Origin of the sequence: Pseudomonas sp. HMSC076A11, assembly GCF_001810205.1 — a bacterium.
GTDB classification, from domain to species: domain Bacteria; phylum Pseudomonadota; class Gammaproteobacteria; order Pseudomonadales; family Pseudomonadaceae; genus Pseudomonas; species Pseudomonas aeruginosa.
This window is the reverse complement of sequence record NZ_KV800311.1, coordinates 19,525-37,504: the sequence shown is the minus strand read 5'-3', so window position 1 is coordinate 37,504 and position 17,980 is coordinate 19,525. Positions and strand designations below refer to the sequence as shown.

The 17,980-nt window shown below is 66.4% G+C and carries 19 protein-coding genes and 2 pseudogenes; 8 read left to right on the top strand and 13 right to left on the bottom strand.

Annotated elements, in window-relative coordinates:
* Together HMPREF2716_RS16770 and HMPREF2716_RS16765 are read right to left on the bottom strand one after the other, a co-directional pair.
* Window positions 1–1,243, bottom strand: a 1,243-nt coding sequence (locus HMPREF2716_RS16770; protein WP_083318193.1) for a methyl-accepting chemotaxis protein, incomplete at its 3' end; no start/stop codon positions are given.
* Window positions 1,244–1,356: 113 nt separating this feature from the next.
* Entirely contained in the window at window positions 1,357–2,682 is a 1,326-nt protein-coding gene (locus tag HMPREF2716_RS16765) for a Na+/H+ antiporter family protein (protein ID WP_023517724.1), read from the bottom strand.
* 258 nt (window positions 2,683–2,940) lie between these two features.
* Between HMPREF2716_RS16765 and HMPREF2716_RS30045 the strand changes: the two are divergent.
* A pseudogene (locus HMPREF2716_RS30045) lies at window positions 2,941–4,227 on the top strand (HAMP domain-containing protein); the annotation flags it as partial.
* 321 nt (window positions 4,228–4,548) lie between these two features.
* Window positions 4,549–5,085: pseudogene (locus tag HMPREF2716_RS30040) on the top strand (methyl-accepting chemotaxis protein); the annotation flags it as partial.
* A 4-nt stretch (window positions 5,086–5,089) separates the two neighbouring features.
* Here the strand turns inward: HMPREF2716_RS30040 and HMPREF2716_RS16755 are convergent.
* From HMPREF2716_RS16755 to HMPREF2716_RS16735, 5 genes are all read right to left on the bottom strand, one after another.
* The gene (locus tag HMPREF2716_RS16755; protein ID WP_003113384.1) at window positions 5,090–5,398 is read right to left on the bottom strand and encodes a hypothetical protein; all 309 of its coding nucleotides are present in this window, start codon (window positions 5,396–5,398) and stop codon (window positions 5,090–5,092) included.
* Between the two features lie 90 nt (window positions 5,399–5,488).
* Window positions 5,489–6,826, bottom strand: coding sequence for a two-component system sensor histidine kinase CarS (gene carS, locus HMPREF2716_RS16750; RefSeq protein ID WP_003090493.1), 1,338 nt, complete (start codon window positions 6,824–6,826; stop codon window positions 5,489–5,491).
* Window positions 6,823–7,494, bottom strand: coding sequence for a two-component system response regulator CarR (gene carR / locus HMPREF2716_RS16745; protein WP_003090494.1), 672 nt, complete (start codon window positions 7,492–7,494; stop codon window positions 6,823–6,825). The genes carS and carR overlap by 4 nt, the downstream gene beginning before the upstream one ends.
* On the bottom strand, window positions 7,494–7,808 hold the full coding sequence (locus HMPREF2716_RS16740) for a PepSY domain-containing protein (protein ID WP_003097704.1): 315 nt from the start codon (window positions 7,806–7,808) through the stop codon (window positions 7,494–7,496). The genes carR and HMPREF2716_RS16740 overlap by 1 nt, the downstream gene beginning before the upstream one ends.
* Complete coding sequence (locus HMPREF2716_RS16735) at window positions 7,808–8,116, bottom strand: PepSY domain-containing protein (RefSeq protein WP_003090497.1); 309 nt, start codon at window positions 8,114–8,116, stop codon at window positions 7,808–7,810. The genes HMPREF2716_RS16740 and HMPREF2716_RS16735 overlap by 1 nt, the downstream gene beginning before the upstream one ends.
* A 214-nt stretch (window positions 8,117–8,330) precedes the next feature.
* Between HMPREF2716_RS16735 and HMPREF2716_RS16730 the strand changes: the two genes are divergently transcribed.
* The 3 genes from HMPREF2716_RS16730 to HMPREF2716_RS16720 are packed head-to-tail and all read left to right on the top strand — an operon-like array spanning window position 8,331 to window position 10,583.
* Window positions 8,331–9,413 (top strand): patatin-like phospholipase domain-containing protein, encoded by a 1,083-nt coding sequence (locus HMPREF2716_RS16730; RefSeq protein WP_003113385.1) that lies wholly within the window; start codon window positions 8,331–8,333, stop codon window positions 9,411–9,413.
* Between the two features lie 26 nt (window positions 9,414–9,439).
* Window positions 9,440–10,333 (top strand): hypothetical protein, encoded by an 894-nt coding sequence (locus HMPREF2716_RS16725; protein ID WP_003131077.1) that lies wholly within the window; start codon window positions 9,440–9,442, stop codon window positions 10,331–10,333.
* Complete coding sequence (locus HMPREF2716_RS16720; RefSeq protein WP_003115326.1) at window positions 10,317–10,583, top strand: YfeK family protein; 267 nt, start codon at window positions 10,317–10,319, stop codon at window positions 10,581–10,583. The genes HMPREF2716_RS16725 and HMPREF2716_RS16720 overlap by 17 nt, the downstream gene beginning before the upstream one ends.
* Here HMPREF2716_RS16720 and HMPREF2716_RS16715 read toward each other — a convergent pair whose 3' ends face one another.
* From HMPREF2716_RS16715 to hmpA, 3 genes are read right to left on the bottom strand one after another with little or no spacing between them, the layout of a single operon-like run.
* Complete coding sequence (locus HMPREF2716_RS16715; protein WP_003122598.1) at window positions 10,584–11,777, bottom strand: NnrS family protein; 1,194 nt, start codon at window positions 11,775–11,777, stop codon at window positions 10,584–10,586.
* Window positions 11,764–12,021, bottom strand: a complete 258-nt coding sequence (gene ppyR / locus HMPREF2716_RS16710; RefSeq protein ID WP_003090502.1) for a psl/pyoverdine operon transcriptional regulator PpyR — start codon at window positions 12,019–12,021, stop codon at window positions 11,764–11,766. Before ppyR ends, HMPREF2716_RS16715 begins: the two co-directional genes overlap by 14 nt.
* Before the next feature lie 54 nt (window positions 12,022–12,075).
* The gene (gene hmpA, locus HMPREF2716_RS16705; protein WP_023517726.1) at window positions 12,076–13,257 is read right to left on the bottom strand and encodes an NO-inducible flavohemoprotein; all 1,182 of its coding nucleotides are present in this window, start codon (window positions 13,255–13,257) and stop codon (window positions 12,076–12,078) included.
* Between the two features lie 154 nt (window positions 13,258–13,411).
* Here hmpA and norR point away from each other — a divergent pair, with 154 nt between their 5' ends.
* From norR to mvaU, 3 genes are all read left to right on the top strand, one after another.
* On the top strand, window positions 13,412–14,965 hold the full coding sequence (gene norR / locus HMPREF2716_RS16700; RefSeq protein WP_003090504.1) for a nitric oxide reductase transcriptional regulator NorR: 1,554 nt from the start codon (window positions 13,412–13,414) through the stop codon (window positions 14,963–14,965).
* A 100-nt stretch (window positions 14,966–15,065) separates the two neighbouring features.
* Window positions 15,066–15,422, top strand: coding sequence for a 6-carboxytetrahydropterin synthase QueD (queD, locus tag HMPREF2716_RS16695; protein ID WP_003090505.1), 357 nt, complete (start codon window positions 15,066–15,068; stop codon window positions 15,420–15,422).
* Between the two features lie 307 nt (window positions 15,423–15,729).
* Complete coding sequence (mvaU, locus tag HMPREF2716_RS16690) at window positions 15,730–16,083, top strand: histone-like nucleoid-structuring protein MvaU (protein ID WP_003090506.1); 354 nt, start codon at window positions 15,730–15,732, stop codon at window positions 16,081–16,083.
* 74 nt (window positions 16,084–16,157) lie between these two features.
* On the opposite strand, the gene HMPREF2716_RS16685 is transcribed toward mvaU, so the two are convergent.
* From HMPREF2716_RS16685 to HMPREF2716_RS29690, 3 genes are all read right to left on the bottom strand, one after another.
* The gene (locus HMPREF2716_RS16685; RefSeq protein WP_003097713.1) at window positions 16,158–16,454 is read right to left on the bottom strand and encodes a VF_A0006 family four-cysteine protein; all 297 of its coding nucleotides are present in this window, start codon (window positions 16,452–16,454) and stop codon (window positions 16,158–16,160) included.
* Window positions 16,455–16,717: 263 nt separating this feature from the next.
* A complete protein-coding gene (locus HMPREF2716_RS16680; protein ID WP_003097715.1) occupies window positions 16,718–17,302 on the bottom strand; it encodes a GspMb/PilO family protein in 585 nt (194 codons plus the stop codon).
* On the bottom strand, window positions 17,302–17,685 hold the full coding sequence (locus tag HMPREF2716_RS29690; protein ID WP_003162130.1) for a hypothetical protein: 384 nt from the start codon (window positions 17,683–17,685) through the stop codon (window positions 17,302–17,304). The genes HMPREF2716_RS16680 and HMPREF2716_RS29690 overlap by 1 nt, the downstream gene beginning before the upstream one ends.
* Window positions 17,686–17,980 lie beyond the last annotated feature (295 nt).

Genomic DNA, 17,980 nt, shown 5'->3' with positions numbered 1-17,980 from the left:
CGATGGCCGCGTTGAGCGCCAGCAGGTTGGTCTGTTCGGCAATCGAGCGGATCACCCCGAGCACGCTGACGATCGACTGCACGTCCTGTTGCAGGCTGTCCAGCGAGGAACCGCTGTCGCGGATCTCGTCCACCAGCGCGTGGATGCGCTCGATGCTGCCGTCCACCACGCGCTTGGCCGCCTGGCCTTCGTGGTCGGTCTGCTGCGCGGCCTCGGCGGCGCGCTGGGCGCTCTGCGCCACTTCATGGGCGGCGGCGGACATCTCGTTGATCGCGGTGGCGACCTGATCGGTCTCATGGCGCTGGCGCTCCATGGCCTGCTCGGAACGCTCGGCCTGGGCCGACATCTGCTCCACCAGTTGCTTGAGGTCGCCGGTCATCCCGGCGATCTGCCGCACCAGACCGTGGATCTTCTCGACGAAGCGGTTGAAGGAACCGGCCAGCTCGCCCAGCTCGTCGTGGCTGGTCACCGGCAGGCGACGGGTCAGGTCGCCTTCGCCGGCGGCGATGTCATCGAGGTTCTGGCGGATCTGGTGCAACGGCCGCAGCATCGCGTTGGCCACCGCCAGGCCGATCACCAGCAGGACCACCAGGAGGACCCCGGCGATCGCCACGATGCTGGCGATCAGGGTGCCGATACGCTCGTCGATGGCTTGCTTGATCTCCACCAGTTGGGCCTCGACGCCGTCGAGGTTGATCGCCGAGCCGATCACCATGTCCCACTTCGGCAGGTACAGGGTGTACGACAGCTTCGGCACCATGACGCTTTCGTTACCCGGCAGCGGCGAGGTATAGGTCACGTAGTGGCTGCCGTTCTTGCCTGCCTCCACCAGTTCGCGATTGAGGTAGACGCCGCTGGGATCGCGGCGGTCGCGGAAGCTCTTGCCGACGTCCACCGGGCTGTCGCCACGGAACAGGCGCACCACCTGGGAGTCGTAGCCGAAGATATAGCCGTCCTTGCCGTACTTGACCTTCGACAGGCGCGCAATGGCCTCGGCGCGGGCGTTCAGGTCGCCGTTGGCCGAGCGGTCGTACTCGGCCTGGATACTGCCCATGGCGATCTGCACATAGTGCTCGAGTTCGGCACGACGGTCGCCGAGCAGGCGCTCGCGGGTATCCTTGACTTCGGTATCAGCCTGTTTTTTCAGGATCAGCACCGCTCCGCCGCTGAGCACCAGGGCGAAGAGCAGCACCGGCACCATGGCCAGCAGGAGGACTTTGGATTTCAGGGTCAGACGCATCATCAACTCCTAGCATGACGCCCAATAAAAAACGGGATTCCCGTTTCATCGGCAATCCCGTCGGAAGCTTAAGCGGCCGGTCCGACATTCCGTCAGGCGACCGCCCGAAATGGGACTCAGAGCAACATCGCGGCGGCCCAGCCGAACACCAGCAACGGCAGGTTGTAGTGCAGGAAGGTCGGCACCACGGTGTCCCAGATGTGATTGTGCTGGCCGTCGACGTTGAGCCCGGAGGTCGGCCCGAGGGTCGAGTCCGACGCCGGAGAACCTGCATCCCCCAGCGCGCCGGCGGTGCCGACGATGCTGACGATGGCCAGCGGGCTGAAGCCCAGTTGCACCGCCAGCGGGACGAAGATCGCGGCGATGATCGGCACGGTGGAGAACGACGAGCCGATGCCCATGGTGACCAGCAGGCCGACCAGCAGCATCAGCATGGCGCCGACCGCCTTGCTGTTGCCGATCCAGGCCACCGAGGCGTCGACCAGGCTCTGCACCTCGCCGGTGGCCTTCATCACCTCGGCGAAACCGGCCGCGGCGATCATGATGAAACCGATGGTGGCCATCATCTTCATGCCTTCGGTGAACAGGTCGTCGGTCTCCTTCCAGCGCACCACGCCGGACAGCGAGAAGACCACGAAACCGACCAGCGCGCCGATGATCATCGAGTCCAGCCACAGCTGCACGACGAACGCGGCGACGATGGAGACCCCGGCCACCACCAGGCTTTTCGGGCTATAGCTGACATCGACGCGTTCGGCCTGCTCGATCCGCTGCAAGTCGTAGACGCGCTTGCGGCGGTAGCTGAACAGCACCGCGATGAGCAACCCGGCGAGCATGCCCAGGGCCGGGATGAACATGGCGTGGGTGACGTTGATCCCGCTGACGTCGACGCCGTTGCGCGCCACGTTGGCCAGCAGGATTTCATTGAGGAAGATGTTGCCGAAGCCCACCGGCAGGAACATGTACGGGGTGATGAGGCCGAAGGTGATGACGCAGGCGATCAATCGCCGGTCGATCTGCAGCTTGCTCAGCACATAGAGCAGCGGCGGCACCAGCAGCGGGATGAAGGCGATGTGGATCGGCAGGATATTCTGCGAGGATACCGCCACGCAGAGCAGCAGGCCGACCAGGATCCACTTGAACGCACCGGCGCCCTTGCCCTGCTCGTCGTGCCGGCCGAGCAGCGCCAGGACCTTGTCGGCCAGCGCATGGGCCACGCCGGAGCGAGCGATGGCCACGGCGAAGGCGCCGAGCATGGCGTACGACAGGGCCACCGTGGCGCCGCCGCCGAGACCGCCGTTGAAGGCCTTGAGAGTCCCCTCCAGGCCTAGGCCACCGAACAATCCGCCGACCACCGCGCCGATGATCAGCGCCAGCACGACATGCACACGGCAAAGGCTGAGGACGAGCATCAGTGCGACCGCCAGCACCACTGCGTTCATCGTTGAACTCCTTGAAAATGAAACGAACCCGGCCGCCTGCGACCGAAAAAAGGGGCGTACTCTGCTACAGCCATCCCCGCCTGTCAAAGCCGCGCATGGGCGAATGTCGCCTGGCTATAAACCGTTGTGCACGGTTCTTGCGTGCGATTCGCCGCACGACGGCAATCCGGCGCCAGCGAACGAACCGTCGTCAAGAATGGGCGAGCCCTGCCGATAAGCCTTGGGCCCCCGCAGTTTCTTCGTACAAGGACCCCTCCCATGTTCCTTCGCCGCCTGTCCATCCAATGGAAGATCACCCTGCTGGCAGGCCTCTGCCTGCTCGGCGTGGTCGCCTTGCTGGTCGGCCTTTCGGTCTACCGCATGCAGCACAGCAGCGTGCTGGTGAAAGGCGCCAGTACACAGATGCTCGACGAATCGGCGCGCCTGCGCCTGGAAGCCCGCGGGGAATTGCAGGCGTTGCGCATCCAGCGCTATTTCATGGATGCCTTCCAGTACGGCAAGGGTTTCTCCCGGCAGATCCTGTTCCTCCGCGACCAGGCGCAGAAGCGCTTCCTCGACGCCTACGACCTGCGCGAAGACCTGACCCGCCAGGTGCGCACCGCGCTCGCCGCCAATCCCGAGGTGCTCGGCCTGTACGTGGTCTTCGAACCCAACGCACTGGACGGCAAGGACGAACTGTTCGTCGACCAGCCCGCCTTGGGCAGCAACGACAAGGGACGCTTCTCCCTGTACTGGGCGCAGGCCACGCCGGGACAGCTGGAGTCCGAGTCGATGGTCGAGTCCGAACTCGCCGACACCAGCAGCGGGCCCAGCGGCGCGGCCTACAACGCCTGGTACACCTGCCCGAAGGAAAGCGCTCAACCCTGCGTGCTCGATCCCTACTTCGACAAGGTCGGCGAGCGCCAACTATTGATGACCAGCATCGCCTTCCCCCTCGAACTGGATGGCAAGGTGATCGGCGTGATGGGCCTGGACATCAACCTGAGCAACCTGCAGGCGCTCAGCGAACAGGGCAACCGCGAACTCTACGACGGCGTCGGCCAGGTCGGCATCCTCAGCCCGGCCGGGCTGTTCGCCGGCAACAGCCGCGACGCCGGCCTGCTCGGCAAGAACCTGGCCAAGGCGGATCCGCAGCACGCCGGCGAACTCCTGCAACTGCTGGCCGCCGGCAAGAGCCAATTGTTCAACGAGAACGACGACCTCAAGGTGCTGCAACCGTTGCAGCCGATTCCCGGCGCCAAGCCCTGGGGCGTGCTCCTCGAAGTGCCGAAGAGCGCCCTCCTCGGCCCGGCCCTGGCGCTGGAGCGGCAACTGGACGACATGCGTCGCGAAGGCACCTGGGTCGAACTGGGCCTCGGCCTCGGCGCCGCGGTGCTCGGCCTGCTGGTGCTGTGGCTGAGCGCCCGCGGCGTGACCCGGCCGATCCTCGGCGTCGCCCATATGCTGCGCGACATCGCCAGCGGCGAAGGCGACCTGACCCAGCGTCTGCCGCACACCGGGCGCGACGAGCTGGGCGAACTGGCCGGATGGTTCAACCGTTTCCTCGACAAGCTGCAGCCGATCATCCGCGACGTGAAGGTCTCGGTGCGCGATGCGCGCAGTACCGCCGACCAGTCGGCGGCGATTTCCAGCCAGACCAGCGCCGGCATGCAGCAGCAGTTCCGCGAGATCGACCAGGTCGCCACCGCATCCCACGAGATGACCGCCACTGCCCAGGACGTCGCCCGTAGCGCCGCCCAGGCCGCCGACGCCGCGCGCGGTGCCGACCAGGCGACCCGCGACGGCCTGGCGCTGATCGACCGCACCACCCAGAGCATCGACAGCCTGGCCGCCAACCTGACCAGCGCCATGGGCCAGGTCGAGCAACTGGCCAGCAGCAGCGAGGAAATCGGTTCGGTGCTGGAAGTGATCCGCGCCATCGCCGAGCAGACCAACCTGCTGGCGCTCAACGCGGCCATCGAGGCGGCCCGCGCCGGCGACGCCGGCCGCGGCTTCGCGGTGGTCGCCGACGAAGTGCGCAACCTCGCCCGGCGCACCCAGGACTCGGTGGAACAGATCCGCGGGGTGATCGAAGGCCTGCAACAGGGCACCCGCGACGTGGTCGACGCCATGCACGGCAGCCATCGCCAGGCCCAGGGCAGCGTCGAGCAGGTGGATGAAGCGGTGGCCGCGCTGCAACGGATCGGCGAGGCGGTGACGGTGATCAACGACATGAATCTACAGATCGCCAGCGCCGCCGAGGAACAGAGCTCGGTAGCCGAGGAGATCAACCGCAATGTCGCGGCGATCCGTGACGTCACCGAGTCGCTGTCGAGTCAGGCCGAGGAATCGGCCCAGGTCAGTCAGTCGCTGAACCGCCTGGCCAACCACCAGCAGGGCCTGATGGAACAGTTCAAGGCCTGACCGTTCACGGCCTGAATAGCGCCGGGGGGCCGTAGGTCCCCCAGATCGCCAGGCGGGCCAGCGAGCGCAGCCAGCCACGCAGACGCGCCGGGGCTCCCGCCTCGGCCACCTTCGCTGCCGCTGTCCCGGCCTGTCGCGGTTCGCCGCGCTCGCTGCGCAACGCGTTTTCCACGGCCTGCTCGTAGCGAGCCTGCGCGGGTAACCGCGGCGACCGCCCCTCCTCTCGCTGTCCACTGGACTCGCCCAACAGGAACACCAGCACCGGCAGCATCAGCGCCCAGCGCCAGCGGCCCGTACTCGTCCGCCGTTTCATCGTCCAAGACCTCCTTGCAAGAAGCCCGGGATGCTAGGGAAAGCGCAGGAGGAAATCTTGCCGGGACTGTCGGCAAATGGTGAAGAACTGTTAAGCCCTGGCGGCGCGGCCGCTCTTCTGCAACGGCAACTCGACGCTCACCCGCAGGCCGCCCAGCGGGCTGTCCTCGAGACTCAGGCGGCCACCGCAGGCCTCGGCGATGTCGCGCGCGATGCCCAGGCCCAGGCCATGGCCGCTGACCTGCTCGTCGAGCCGGGTACCCCGCTCGAGCACCGCCTGGCGCTGGTCGGGGAGGATACCGGGGCCGTCATCGTCGACCTTCAGGCGGACCATGCCCTCGCCCTGCGCGACGGTCAGGCGGACTTCGCTATCGGCCCACTTGCAGGCGTTGTCCAGCAGATTGCCGAGCATCTCCAGCAGGTCCTCGCGGTCCCATGGCAGGCGCAGCCCCGGTGGCGCGCTCCAGCTCACCTGCAGGTGCGGGCCGTGGATCAGGCGCAGGGTGTCGCACAGCGACGGCAACTCCTCGGCGCAATCGAAATGTGCGCCAGGCAGCGCTTCGCCGACCAGGCGCGCCTTGCCCAACTCGCGACCGAGGCGCTGCTGGATCTGTTCCAGCTGTTCGCGCAGGACCTGTTGCAACTCCGGCTGGCGCGCCATCTCCTCGCGCTCGGCGAGGCTGACCAGCACCGCCAGCGGCGTCTTCAGGGCGTGACCGAGGTTGCCCAGGGCGTTGCGCGAACGCTTCAGGGTCTCTTCGGTGTGCGCCAGCAGGTGGTTGATCTGCTCCACCAGCGGCTCCAGTTCCTCGGGAGCCTGGTTGTCCAGTTGGCTACGCTGGCCCTGCTGCAGCTGGGCGATCTGCAGGCGCACCTCCTCCAGCGGACGCAGCGAACGACGCACGGTCAGGCGCTGCAACAGCAATACCAGGAGCAGCGCCAGGGCGCCGGCGCCCAGGCCCATCCACTGCACACGGGCGAAGCTTTCCAGGATCGGCGTATAGTCCTGCGCCACCACGATCCGCAGCTTCTGGCCCATGCGCTTGTAGTGGCCGCGGAACACCAGCAGTCGCTGCTCCTCGGGCCCATCGACCAGGCCCTGCACCAGCCCTTTCTTGTGCGGCACTTCCAGCTCGCTGTCCCACAGGGAGCGTGAGCGCCAGGTGTCCTTTTCCAGCTCGATGACGAAATAGCGCCCGGAATACGGGCGCTGGAACGCCGGGTTGAGGCGTTGCTCGTCCAGTTGCATGCCGTTCGGCCCGCGCACCATGGCCACCAGCAGGTTCTCCGCCTCCTCGCGCAGATTGCCGGCGAAATAGCGCCGCAGGCCCTGGTCGAACAGCCACAGGCCGGTCTGCGCGAGGACCAGCCCGACCACCAGCAGCACCGCGAACAGGCCGACGCTCAGGCGCCGCTGGATCGACCTCATCCGGCGGCCACCCCGGCGTAGCGGTAGCCCTGGCCACGGCGGGTCTCGATCACCTCGCGGCCGAGCTTGCGCCGCAGGTGGTTGACGTGGACCTCGATGACGTTGGAATCGCGTTCGGTCTCGCCGTCGTACAGATGCTCGGCCAGGTGCCCCTTGGACAGGACCTGGCCGGGGTGCAGCATGAAATAGCGCAGCAGGCGGAATTCGGCGGCGGTCAGGTCGACGTCGGCGCCGTTCAGGCACACGCACTGGCGCTGCTCGTCCAGGCGCAGCCCGGCGGCCTCCAGCTGGCTCTGGTTGGCCAGCCCATGGGCGCGGCGCAACAGGGCCTGGATGCGCAAGGCCAGCTCTTCCGGATGGAACGGCTTGGTCAGGTAGTCGTCGGCACCGGCCTTGAGCCCATCGATGCGTTCGGCCCAGGAACCGCGCGCGGTGAGGATCAGCACCGGAGTCGCGAGTCCCAGCCCACGCCACTCCTGGAGTATCTCCAGGCCGGGACGCCCGGGCAGGCCGAGGTCGAGGATGATCAGGTCGTAGGGTTCGCTGGCGCCCTGCACCGCCGCGTCGCGGCCGTCGGCCAGCCAGTCCACCGCGTAGCCCTGGCGGGTCAGGCTGGCCATCAGTTCGTCGGCCAGGGGAACGTGATCCTCAACCAGCAGCAACCGCATCAGTCGTCTTCCTCGTCCTTCAGGATGCGGCCGTTGCGGGCATCCAGTTCCAGTTCACGCACGACGCCGTCGCGGGTGAGCAGCTCCACCTCGTAGACATACACGTCGTCTTCCTCTTCCAGCTCGACCTCCAGCAGGCGCGCCCCGGGGTAACGCCCCAGGGCTTCCTGCATGAGGGATTCGAGCGGCTGTATCACACCGTCCTGGCGCAGGCGCAGGACCTCGTCCTGGTCCAGGTCGCGCGCCATCGCTTCGAGGCTGATGACCGCCAGGACCAGTGCGACGATCCCGGCGTAGCGCATGAGCCACTTCATCAGTCGTCCTGGTGGTCCTTGAGCACGGCGCCGGTAGCGGCATCCAGCTCCAGGTCCCATTTCACGCCCTGCGGGTCGCGCAACTCGACCTGGTAGATGTAGCGGCCGTATTCCTCTTCCAGCTCGGTATCGTGGACGCTCGAGCCGGGATGCTTGGCGATGGCGTTCTTGTTCAGCTCTTCGAAGGACTTGATGGTCCCGGCGTCACGCAGCTTCAGCGCCTCGTCCGGGCCGAGGTCGCGGGCCTGGGCCAGGCCGGCAGTCAGGGCGATGGCGGTGGCGGCGAACAGGGCAGTCAGTTTCTTCATGGGAATCTCTCCGTGGGAATCAATCGTGTTGCTTTCGACGGTTTGCAGATTAACCGGGCGCTCTTAATTGAAGCTGAATTTGCCGCAAGGACATGGCCGGGGCGCGCCATAGGGTAACGGAAAGCCTCTGCGATGGGGCTCGCCGGCGTTCGAAAGCGCTTGGTCCTGCGACAACTCGTCCTATAATCGCCGGTCCGCAAGGGAGAAGACCAGCATGCCAGCCATCCAGATCAAGTCCCCCGCACTGACCCTCAAGGCCGGTCGCCGCGCCCTCGCCCGCATCCGCGAGCGCGGCCTGCAGCCGGCCGACGTCGGCATCGTCCCCGGTGCCGCCGGCGGGCCAAAGGCGCTGGGCATCCAGGGACTGGACCTGGCGATCTTCGGCGAGTGGCTGCCGCGCGCCCCGCGTGAACGCTCGCTGATCGGCGCCTCCATCGGTTCCTGGCGCTTCGCCAGTGCCTGCCTGCCCGACGCCGTGGCCGGCCTCACCCGCCTCGGCGAGCTGTACACCCGGCAGCGTTTTCCCAAGGGCGTGAGCATCGCCGAAGTCTCGCGCAAGTGCGCGGCGATGCTCGACGACCTGCTCGCCGGCCAGGACGCGCGGATCCTCGACAACCCGCTGTACCGCCTCAACGTGGTGGTGGTGAAGAGCCACGGGCGCCTCGCCCACGACCACAAGGCCAGCCTCGGCCTGGGGCTGTCCTCGGTGATCCGCGACAACCTGATCGGCCGCCGCCATCTGCACCGCCACTTCGAACGGGTGATCCTGCATGACGCCCGCCAGGCGCCGCCGCTGGCCGCGCTGACCGACTTCCCGTCGCGCTACCTGCACCTGGACGGCGGCAACCTGCGCCAGGCGCTGCTCGCCTCCGGCTCGATCCCGATGGTCATGGAAGGCGTCCGCGACCTGCCTGGCGCCGGCCCCGGCACCTACCGCGACGGCGGCCTGCTCGACTACCATCTCGACCTGCCCTACGAGGACCGCGGCGTGGTGCTCTACCCGCACTTCACCGACAAGGTGATCCCCGGCTGGTTCGACAAGGGCTTGCCCTGGCGCCGTGGCGACGCCGGGCGCCTGCAGGACGTGCTGCTGCTGGCGCCGTCGCGCGAGTACCTGGCGCGCCTGCCGCACGCCAAGCTGCCGGACCGCAAGGACTTCACCCGCTACCTCGGCGACGACGACGGCCGCGAGCGCTACTGGCGCCAGGCGATGGCGGAAAGCCGCAGGCTCGGCGACGAATTCCTCGAACTGGTCGACGGCGGCCGGCTCGGCGAACGCCTGCAAGCGCTGGACTGAGCCGCCAACGACGAGAAGGATCCTGCATGAAACTGGCCGTAGCGCTGATCCACGGCATCGGCGACCAGCCCGATAGCCGCGACGAGGACGGTCTGCACAGCTACGCCCGCGAACTGGTGGCGGCGCTGCGCCGACGTCTCGGCGCGGAAGCCGGCGAGGTGGCCTTCCAGAGCCTGTACTGGGCCAGCGTACTGGACGCCCGCGAGCTGGACTACCTCAAGCGCATCGAGCGCGAGCCGCTGGGCTGGCGCTGGCTGCGCCGGGCGGTGACGCTATTCCTCGGCGACGCCAGCGGCTACCGCAAGGTCAGCGCCGCCTACGACACCACCTACCAGCAGGTCCACCAGCACGTGCGCAGCGGGATCATGGCCCTGCGCGCGAAGGTCGGGCCGCAGACGCCGCTGGTGATCCTCGCCCACTCCCTGGGCGGGCACATCGTATCCAACTTCATCTGGGACCAGCAGAAACTCAACCGCACGCCGAGTTGCTCGATCGACCCCTTCCTCGGCCTGGAAACCCTGGCCGGGCTGGTCACCTTCGGTTGTAACATCCCGCTGTTCACCTTCGCCTACGAGAAGGTCTGTCCGATCCGCTTTCCCGGCCACTGCCTGACCCCGGCCATCCGCCAGCAGGCACGCTGGCTGAACGTCTACGCGCCGGCCGATCCGCTCGGCTATCCGCTGCGGCCGTTGCAGAACTACGCCGCGGTCGTCCACGAGGACCTCGCCCTGCCGGTCGGTCCCTGGTACAAGCGGCACACCCCGTTGAGCCACATGGAGTACTGGAACGATGCGCGCTTTCACGATTACCTGGCGGACTACCTGCGCCGCCTGTTGGCTGCTGGCCTCGAGCCTGCCGGCGCTGGCCGCGCCCTCCCCGCAGGCGAGCCAGGAGATCGGCCGCTTGCTGAGCTTTGTTGAAGACAGCGGCTGCACCTTCATCCGCAACGGCAGCGAATACCCGGCCGCGGAAGCCCGCGCCCACCTGCAGAAGAAGCTCGACTACCTGGAGCGCAAGGATCTGGTCGCCAGCAGCGAGGACTTCATCGAGCGCGCCGCGACCCAGAGCAGCCTCAGCGGCAAGCCCTACCAGGTGCGCTGCGCCACGCAGACGCGCAACTCCGCCGACTGGCTGAACCAGGAGCTGCGGCGTCTGCGGCAAGCCCCCTGATCAACCGGGATGGCCGTCGACCCGCGGACGACACAGCATCGGCGCATAGAACCAGGCGAACAGCAGGAACGCCAAAGCCCACAGTCCGCCTGCCAGGGGCAGCGCCCAGTTCGCCGGCAACAGGCTGGGCAGGAACACCCGCGCCGCGCAGCCGAGATTGAGCAGGGCGAAAGCCCAGGGCATCGCTGCCGGCGGTTGCAGCGCGCGACCGGTATGGCCGAGAGTGACCCGTGCCAGCATCGCCAGGATCAACCCGCCCATGCCGCCCACCGCCAGCGCGTGCAGCGCCTGGCTCGGCGCCAGCGCCAGGCCCAGGCTCCAGAGCGCCATGCCAAGCGGCGCCACGGCGATCCAGAAATATGCCAGGTGCAGAGACCAGAGCAGCGGCACCTGCCAGATGCCGCGATCGCGCCAACGCCACAGGCGCCACAGTTGCGCACCACCGAGGGCGGCGAACAGTCCTGCAAGCCAGGGCGTCGGCTGCGTCGTGACGCCCGCGGCGGTGAGCAGCGCCACCAGCACGCAGCCCAGCAGGATGCCATTGTCCAGCCAGGCGATCGCCGGCACCTGCTGCTGACGGCCGAGACCGCGCTGGGTGAAGAACGGGATCACCCGCCCGCCGATCAGGTTCATCATCCCGGCGATCAGCCATAGCGCGGCGATGGAGGCACGCCGTTGCCAGTCGTCGTTGCCCTCGAACAGGCCGAGCAGGACCAGGGCGTCGGCCAGGGTCAACAGCAGCAACAGGCCCACCACCGGGTAATTGCGCTTCTGCCGCACCCGCCACAGGCTGCGACCGATAGCCCAGGCCAATAGCGGCAGGAAGCTCAGTTGCAGCACCAGCAGCAGCGCCAGCGGCGCATCGAATAGCCAGGCCAGGCGCGCCGCCAGCCAGAGCCCGGCGAGCAGGGCCAAGGGTTTGCCCTGCAGGCCGGGTACGCCGGTCCAGGTCTGCACGGCGGTCAACAGGAAGCCGGCGATGATCGCCACGCCGAAACCGAAGAGCATTTCGTGACGATGCCAGGCCAGCCAGCCACCGACCGGTTGCCAGCCGCTCCAGAGCCCGGCCAGCGCCGCTAGCCAGAGCGCGATGGCGAGGACCGCGAACAGCGCGCCGCCGAGGAAGAACGGGCGGAAGCCCAGGCGCCAGATCGGCGGTATGGCCATCAGCCTGGAACGATCAAGCACTTGCACAGCAGACCTCCCAACCGGGTCGACGCATGCGGAACAGCGCGCTCAGGCGCATCACGTAGCCAATCTTCAACAGGGTCGGGCCGAGGATCACCAGCGCATGGGAAAACACCAGCGCCGGCATGTTCAGGTAGCGGTCGAGGAAATAGGCGGCGATCACGCCGGCGACGAGCAGCGCCAGGCCGGCCGCCAGCAGCCCGTGACCGATCCGCAGCACCCGCCGTGGACAATCGAACAGAGCGTTCATCTCGATCTCCTTTTTCCGAAAAAGGGCCGACGCACCTCGCGCCGGCCCGTCGCTTCAGGCGTCCAGCGCGGCGGCCGGACCGAAGAACTCGTAGTGGCATTGCTGCGAGGGTACGCCGAGGTCGGCCAGGTGGCGCTTGACCTGCGCCATGAAAGGCCGGGGTCCGAGGAAGTAGGCGTCCAGGTCGCGCTCCTGCGGCAACCAGTCGGCCAGTTTCTCGCGGCTCAGCAATCCCTCGGCGTCGGCACTGTCGCCGGCACGCGGTTCGCTGTAGCAGAAGAAGTGCTCGACCTGCTCGTGCTGCGCCGACACGTCTTCGATCCAGTCGCGGAAGGCATGCACGCCGCCATGCCGGGCGCAATGGATGAAGCGGATCGGCCGCGCCTGCGGCAGCGCTTCCTGCAACATGGCCAGGGCCGGGGTGATGCCGACGCCGGCGGTGATCAGCACCAGCGGCTTGTCGCTGTCACGCAGGACGAAATCGCCAGCCGGCGGAAACAGATCCAGCTCGTCGCCCTCGGCGACCCGGTCATGCAGGTAATTGGAGACCCGTCCACCCGCCTCGCGCTTGACGCTGATGCGGTATTCGCGGCCGTTGCTGGCAGCGGAAAGCGAATAGTTGCGGCGCACTTCCTCGCCGTCGATGTCCAGCCGCAGGCCGATGTACTGTCCCGGCTGGAACGCCAGCAGCGGCTGGCCGTCCACCGGCTCCAGGTAGAACGAGGTGATTTCCTCGCTCTCCACCTGCTTGCGTGCCACGCGGAAGCGCCGCACGCCGCGCCAGCCGCCATCGGCCTGGGCGCTGGCGGCATACACCGACTCCTCGGCCTCGATCAGCAGGTCGGCCAGTTGCTGGTAGGCCGCGCCCCAGGCTTCGAGGACTTCGTCGGTGGCGATCTGTTCGCCGAGGACCTCGCGGATCGCCCGCAACAGGCAAGTGCCGACGATCGGATAGTGTTCGGGCAGCACCTGCAGGGAGACATGCTTGTTCACCACCTTGGCCACCAGCGGGCCGAGTTCCTGCAACTGGTCGATGTGCCTGGCGTACATCAGCACGCCATTGGCCAGCGCCCGCGGCTGGTCGCCGCTGGCCTGGTGGGCCTGGTTGAACAGCGGGCGAACCTCGGGGTACTCGCCGAGCATGGTGCGGTAGAAATGGGTGATCAGCGCTTCACCGCCGGTCTCCAGCAGCGGTACGGTGGCTTTGATGAGGGCACGTTGGGCATTGGACAACATTGATGACTCCTGACGCATGCAAGGTTTTGTTTCACCTCGAAGCATTTCAGGAAGCGTGCCAAGGCAAACTACCAGAATTCACGGGCCTTGCAGGCCGGCATAGGTCATAATGACTGCAACCATTCAGAGTCATTAGGACTGCAAAGAGGTCGAAATGACCACCAACCCCTTGCTTGCCACCCTGATCCCGCTGGTTGCCGACCTGTCCCGCGACCTGCCGGAAGACGAACGCTACCGCCGCCTGCTCCAGGCCCTGCGCGACCTGCTGCCCTGCGACGCCACCGCGCTGCTGCGCCTGGACGGCGAATACCTGATCCCGCTGGCGGTGGACGGCCTCAGCCCGGACACCCTCGGCCGGCGCTTCCGGGTCGGCGAACATCCGCGCCTCGAGGCCCTCCTGGAGCGCCGCGGGCCGACCCGCTTCCCCGCCGACTGCGGCCTGCCCGATCCCTACGACGGTCTGGTGGAAGGCCTCCACGGCCACCTGGAAATCCATGATTGCCTGGGCTGTCCGCTGTACCTCGACGACCAGCCCTGGGGCTTGCTGACCCTGGATACCCTCGATCCGTCGCGCTTCGCCAGCGCCGACCTGGATACCCTGGAGGCCTTCGCCAGCCTCGCCGCCGCCACGGTCAAGGCCAGCGAGCGGATGCGCGACCTGACCCGCCGCGCCGAGGACGAGCACCAGCGCGCCGAGGCCTATCTCGAAGCCGCTGGCGAGCGGCCACGGGAAATGATCGGCCAGAGCGCCGCGCACAAGGCGCTGCTGGAAGAAATCCGCCTGGTCGCCAACAGCGACCTGAGCGTACTGATCACCGGCGAGACCGGGGTCGGCAAGGAACTGGTGGCGCAATCCATCCACCGGCATTCCATGCGCAGCGGCAAGCCGATGATCAGTCTCAACTGCGCCGCGCTGCCCGAGACCCTGGTGGAAAGCGAATTGTTCGGCCATGTGCGCGGCGCCTTCTCCGGCGCGGTCAACGAACGGCGCGGCAAGTTCGAACTGGCCGACGGCGGCAGCCTGTTCCTCGACGAGGTCGGCGAGTTGCCGCTGGCGGTGCAGGCCAAGCTGCTCCGCGTGCTGCAGAGCGGGCAGTTGCAGCGGGTCGGCTCCGATCGCGAGCACCGCGTCGACGTACGCCTGATCGCAGCCACCAACCGCGACCTGGCCGAGGAAGTGCGTGCCGGGCGCTTCCGCGCCGATCTCTACCATCGCCTCAGCGTCTATCCCTTGCGCGTGCCGCCGCTGCGCGAGCGCGGCCGCGATATCCTCCTGCTGGCCGGCTACTTCCTCGAGGAAAACCGACCGCGCCTGGGACTGCGCAGCCTGCGCCTGGACCACGAGGCCCAGGCCGCGCTCCTCGACTATCGCTGGCCGGGCAACGTGCGCGAACTCGAGCACCTGGTCGGCCGCGCCTCGCTCAAGGCCCTCGGCCACAATCCGGAGCGGTCGCGGATCGTCACCCTGCATCGGCAGGATCTCGACCTGCCCGCGGAAACCCCCGCGCCACCTCGCAGCGTGGTCGAGCCCGCGCCCGCCGCGCCAACGACCGGTCACTCGTTGCGCGCGGCCACCGACGCCTACCAACGCCACCTAATCCAGGACTGCCTGGCCCGCCACCAGGGAAGCTGGGCCTCGGCTGCACGCGAGCTGGGCCTGGATCGCGCCAACCTGGCGCGCCTGGCGCGCCGCCTGCAACTCAGGTAAACGACCGCCCGGTCGGAGCAGACCGGGTCCGGCGCGCAAACCTGCTACCATGGCGCCCCCATTCCGGTTGTCCGATAACCCCGATCCAGAGCGCACTACAGTGGAACTCTTCAAAGAATTCACCTTCGAATCTGCCCATCGCCTGCCCCACGTCCCCGAAGGCCACAAATGCGGGCGCCTGCACGGCCACTCGTTCCGTGTCGCCATCCACATCGAAGGCGAGGTCGATCCGCATACCGGCTGGATCCGCGACTTCGCGGAAATCAAGGCGATCTTCAAGCCGATCTACGAGCAACTCGACCACAATTATCTGAACGATATTCCAGGCCTGGAAAACCCCACCAGCGAAAACCTCTGCCGCTGGATCTGGCAACAACTCAAGCCGCTGTTGCCGGAACTCTCCAAGGTCCGCGTCCACGAAACTTGCACCAGCGGTTGCGAATATCGGGGCGATTGATTCGCCCGACTCTCCCCTGGCGCTTCGCCATCTGCTCTAAAACGGGCTTCCACACAACGGGCCCGTTCTGCCGTCTCTCTCCCATGGGTTGTACGAAGCATTATCCCCACGGACATAAAGGTTTCATATTCTTCCGGGAAACATCCGGCAAGCTGTCCCTACAGTCCGTTAGTCAATAAAACCGTGCAACTATATTGTTCTTCCAGTAGATAAAGACTTATCCTTTGCCGCGGACACGGAAAGTCCGTAAATCCACTATAAATGCACCAAAACCCAGCACCATATTTTTAGAACGGGAGTGAAACGAATGTCCAAACTTGCCGAGTTCCGCGAGGCAGAGCGCAAACTTCAGGAGCAACTGGCCCTGCTGGAAAAGCTGAAAAGCGACAGCAGCCTGAAGCAGGAACTGGAATTCAAGGACAAGTTGCAGGCGTTGATGGACAAGTACGGCATGACCCTGCACAACATCATCGCCATCCTCGACCCCAAGGCTCCGGTCACCGTCAGCGCCGCTCCGCAGCGCCGTGCCCGCGCCCTGAAGGTCTACAAGAACCCGAACAACGGTGAAGTCGTCGAAACCAAGGGCGGCAACCACAAGGTTCTGAAAGCCTGGAAAGAACAGTACGGTTCCGAAACCGTCGAATCCTGGCTGCAACGCTAAGCCGGTTTTCCCGACGGCATCCTGCCGATGCCGTCGGAAACCCCACTGGCTACTTTCGCTCCCTCCTCGCCAGATCAATTCTGCGACTTCGATTCGCAAGCGCTCCTGATCTTCTGCGCCGCCAGGTTGTTCTCCACCCCCGGCAGGTTCTCCAGCAGACACTCGTAATAAGCCTTTTCCCGCGACAGCAGGAAGGAGCCGTCGTTATACAACTTGTCGCAGGCCTGGGTGATGAAGTGAACCGCCACCCCGCTCTTCGCCGTGCGTTGGTAGTCGAGTATGCATTGGTCGTAGTCCTTGTCGTCGGCGAGAGCGGAAAGCGGGAATAACAGCAGCAGGGGCAGCAGGAACTTCATGGCAATGGTATCCATGGGAAAGTTGTGCTCCAGCATGGACGAGCCGGCTCGGAGTGCCAAGCCGACCATGAAGTAAAATTTTGCACTTGTTTACAGGCCGGACCAGACTGGCCGTTCTTCGCTGCGCGAATGCGACAATGGCGGGCCGGAGAGCCGAATCGCAGGCGTCCCGAGCGGATTCGGTTTCCCGGCCGCCTGGCGGCAACTCGCTCCATCGAAGGGCACCGCCCTCCGCCGAACTCTTCCAGCAAACGGGTGCTGCCCGATCCGCATCCGCTTCAATAGGCCGCTACGAACAGGAACGACAATTGTAGATTGAGCATGGGCGACAACATATTGTTCAGTTCCAGAAACTCCACCGATACTTGCCGCTGCTCCGCTTCTATATCCTGCAACAACCGACTGAACGAGGCTGGCTGCAACTGCCCGCGAACCTGGGCCTCGATACGCGCGATCGTCCCTTGCTTCTCGAAGCCGCGAGGAAGCAGTACGCTCACTTCCGCGTCAGGGACGCCCGCCAGGCGAACCCGCTCGGTCAGCCAGGCCTGCACATCGGCCCTCGCCTGCGACGCATTCGGCGCCTGCCAGAAGCGCTCTCGCTGAAGGTTCAGTACCTGCTCCGCCTGCATCGCCCGCTCCGGCCAGGCGGTCTGCCGGGAAACGTCCTGGAGCTTGAGCCATTCCCCGGCCAGACGACGATATTCCTCCCCTCGTTCCTCCCTCCAATCCATGCTGAGCATGACCAGATGCACAACCAGCAGCAGGCACAGGCTCCAGATGGCCATGCGCAAGAGTGGTTTTTCCTGCCATTGTCGTTGCAGGTTCCGCCCCTGGAACTGCAGTGATCGCTGGAAGTCCGACATCAGGCACCCTCCCCCGGCGTACGCAGGACCAGGCTCAGCGATAGCCCCTCGCTCTGCGAAGGTTCCACCCTGACATCTTCGAAACTCCCCGACTCCATGAAACGCCTCACATAGAGACGCGGGTCGACACTGTCGGTGCCAATCCGCAACTCCAGCTCGGAGCCTCGATAGCGCCAGGCGAGCAACCGACTGTCCTTCGGCAACAGTTCCGCTACCTGTCCCAGCAGCGCCACCTGCGAGCGATGCTGCAAAGCGCGCCCCAGCTCCGTGGCCATCCGATTGGTCTGCAAGGCCTGGTTGCGTGCGCTGAGGATCGGCGAGACCTGGCCGCTCAGCTGGTCGTACTGCGTTCGCAGCGCACGCTCGGCCCACCACCAGGACAAACCTTCCCCCAGATTGAATCCGCATCCCAGCAACAGGGTGGCTATGAGCCCATGCGGCAACCAACGCTCCCATCGCAGCAGCGTTGCTTCCGCCGCCGGAACGGCCCAGGGACGGCCCAGTGACTCTCCAGGCTCGGCAACCAGGCTCTCCGGGATGCGTATTCCCGCCAGCCCCCGGAGCAACCGAACCCATTGTTCTGGCTGGGGTGGGCTGGGAAAGAAATGGCTCAGGACAAGGCAGTCATCTCTCCAGACCTGGAGATCCAGCCCGGAGCGAACCCGAAGCAGCCGAACC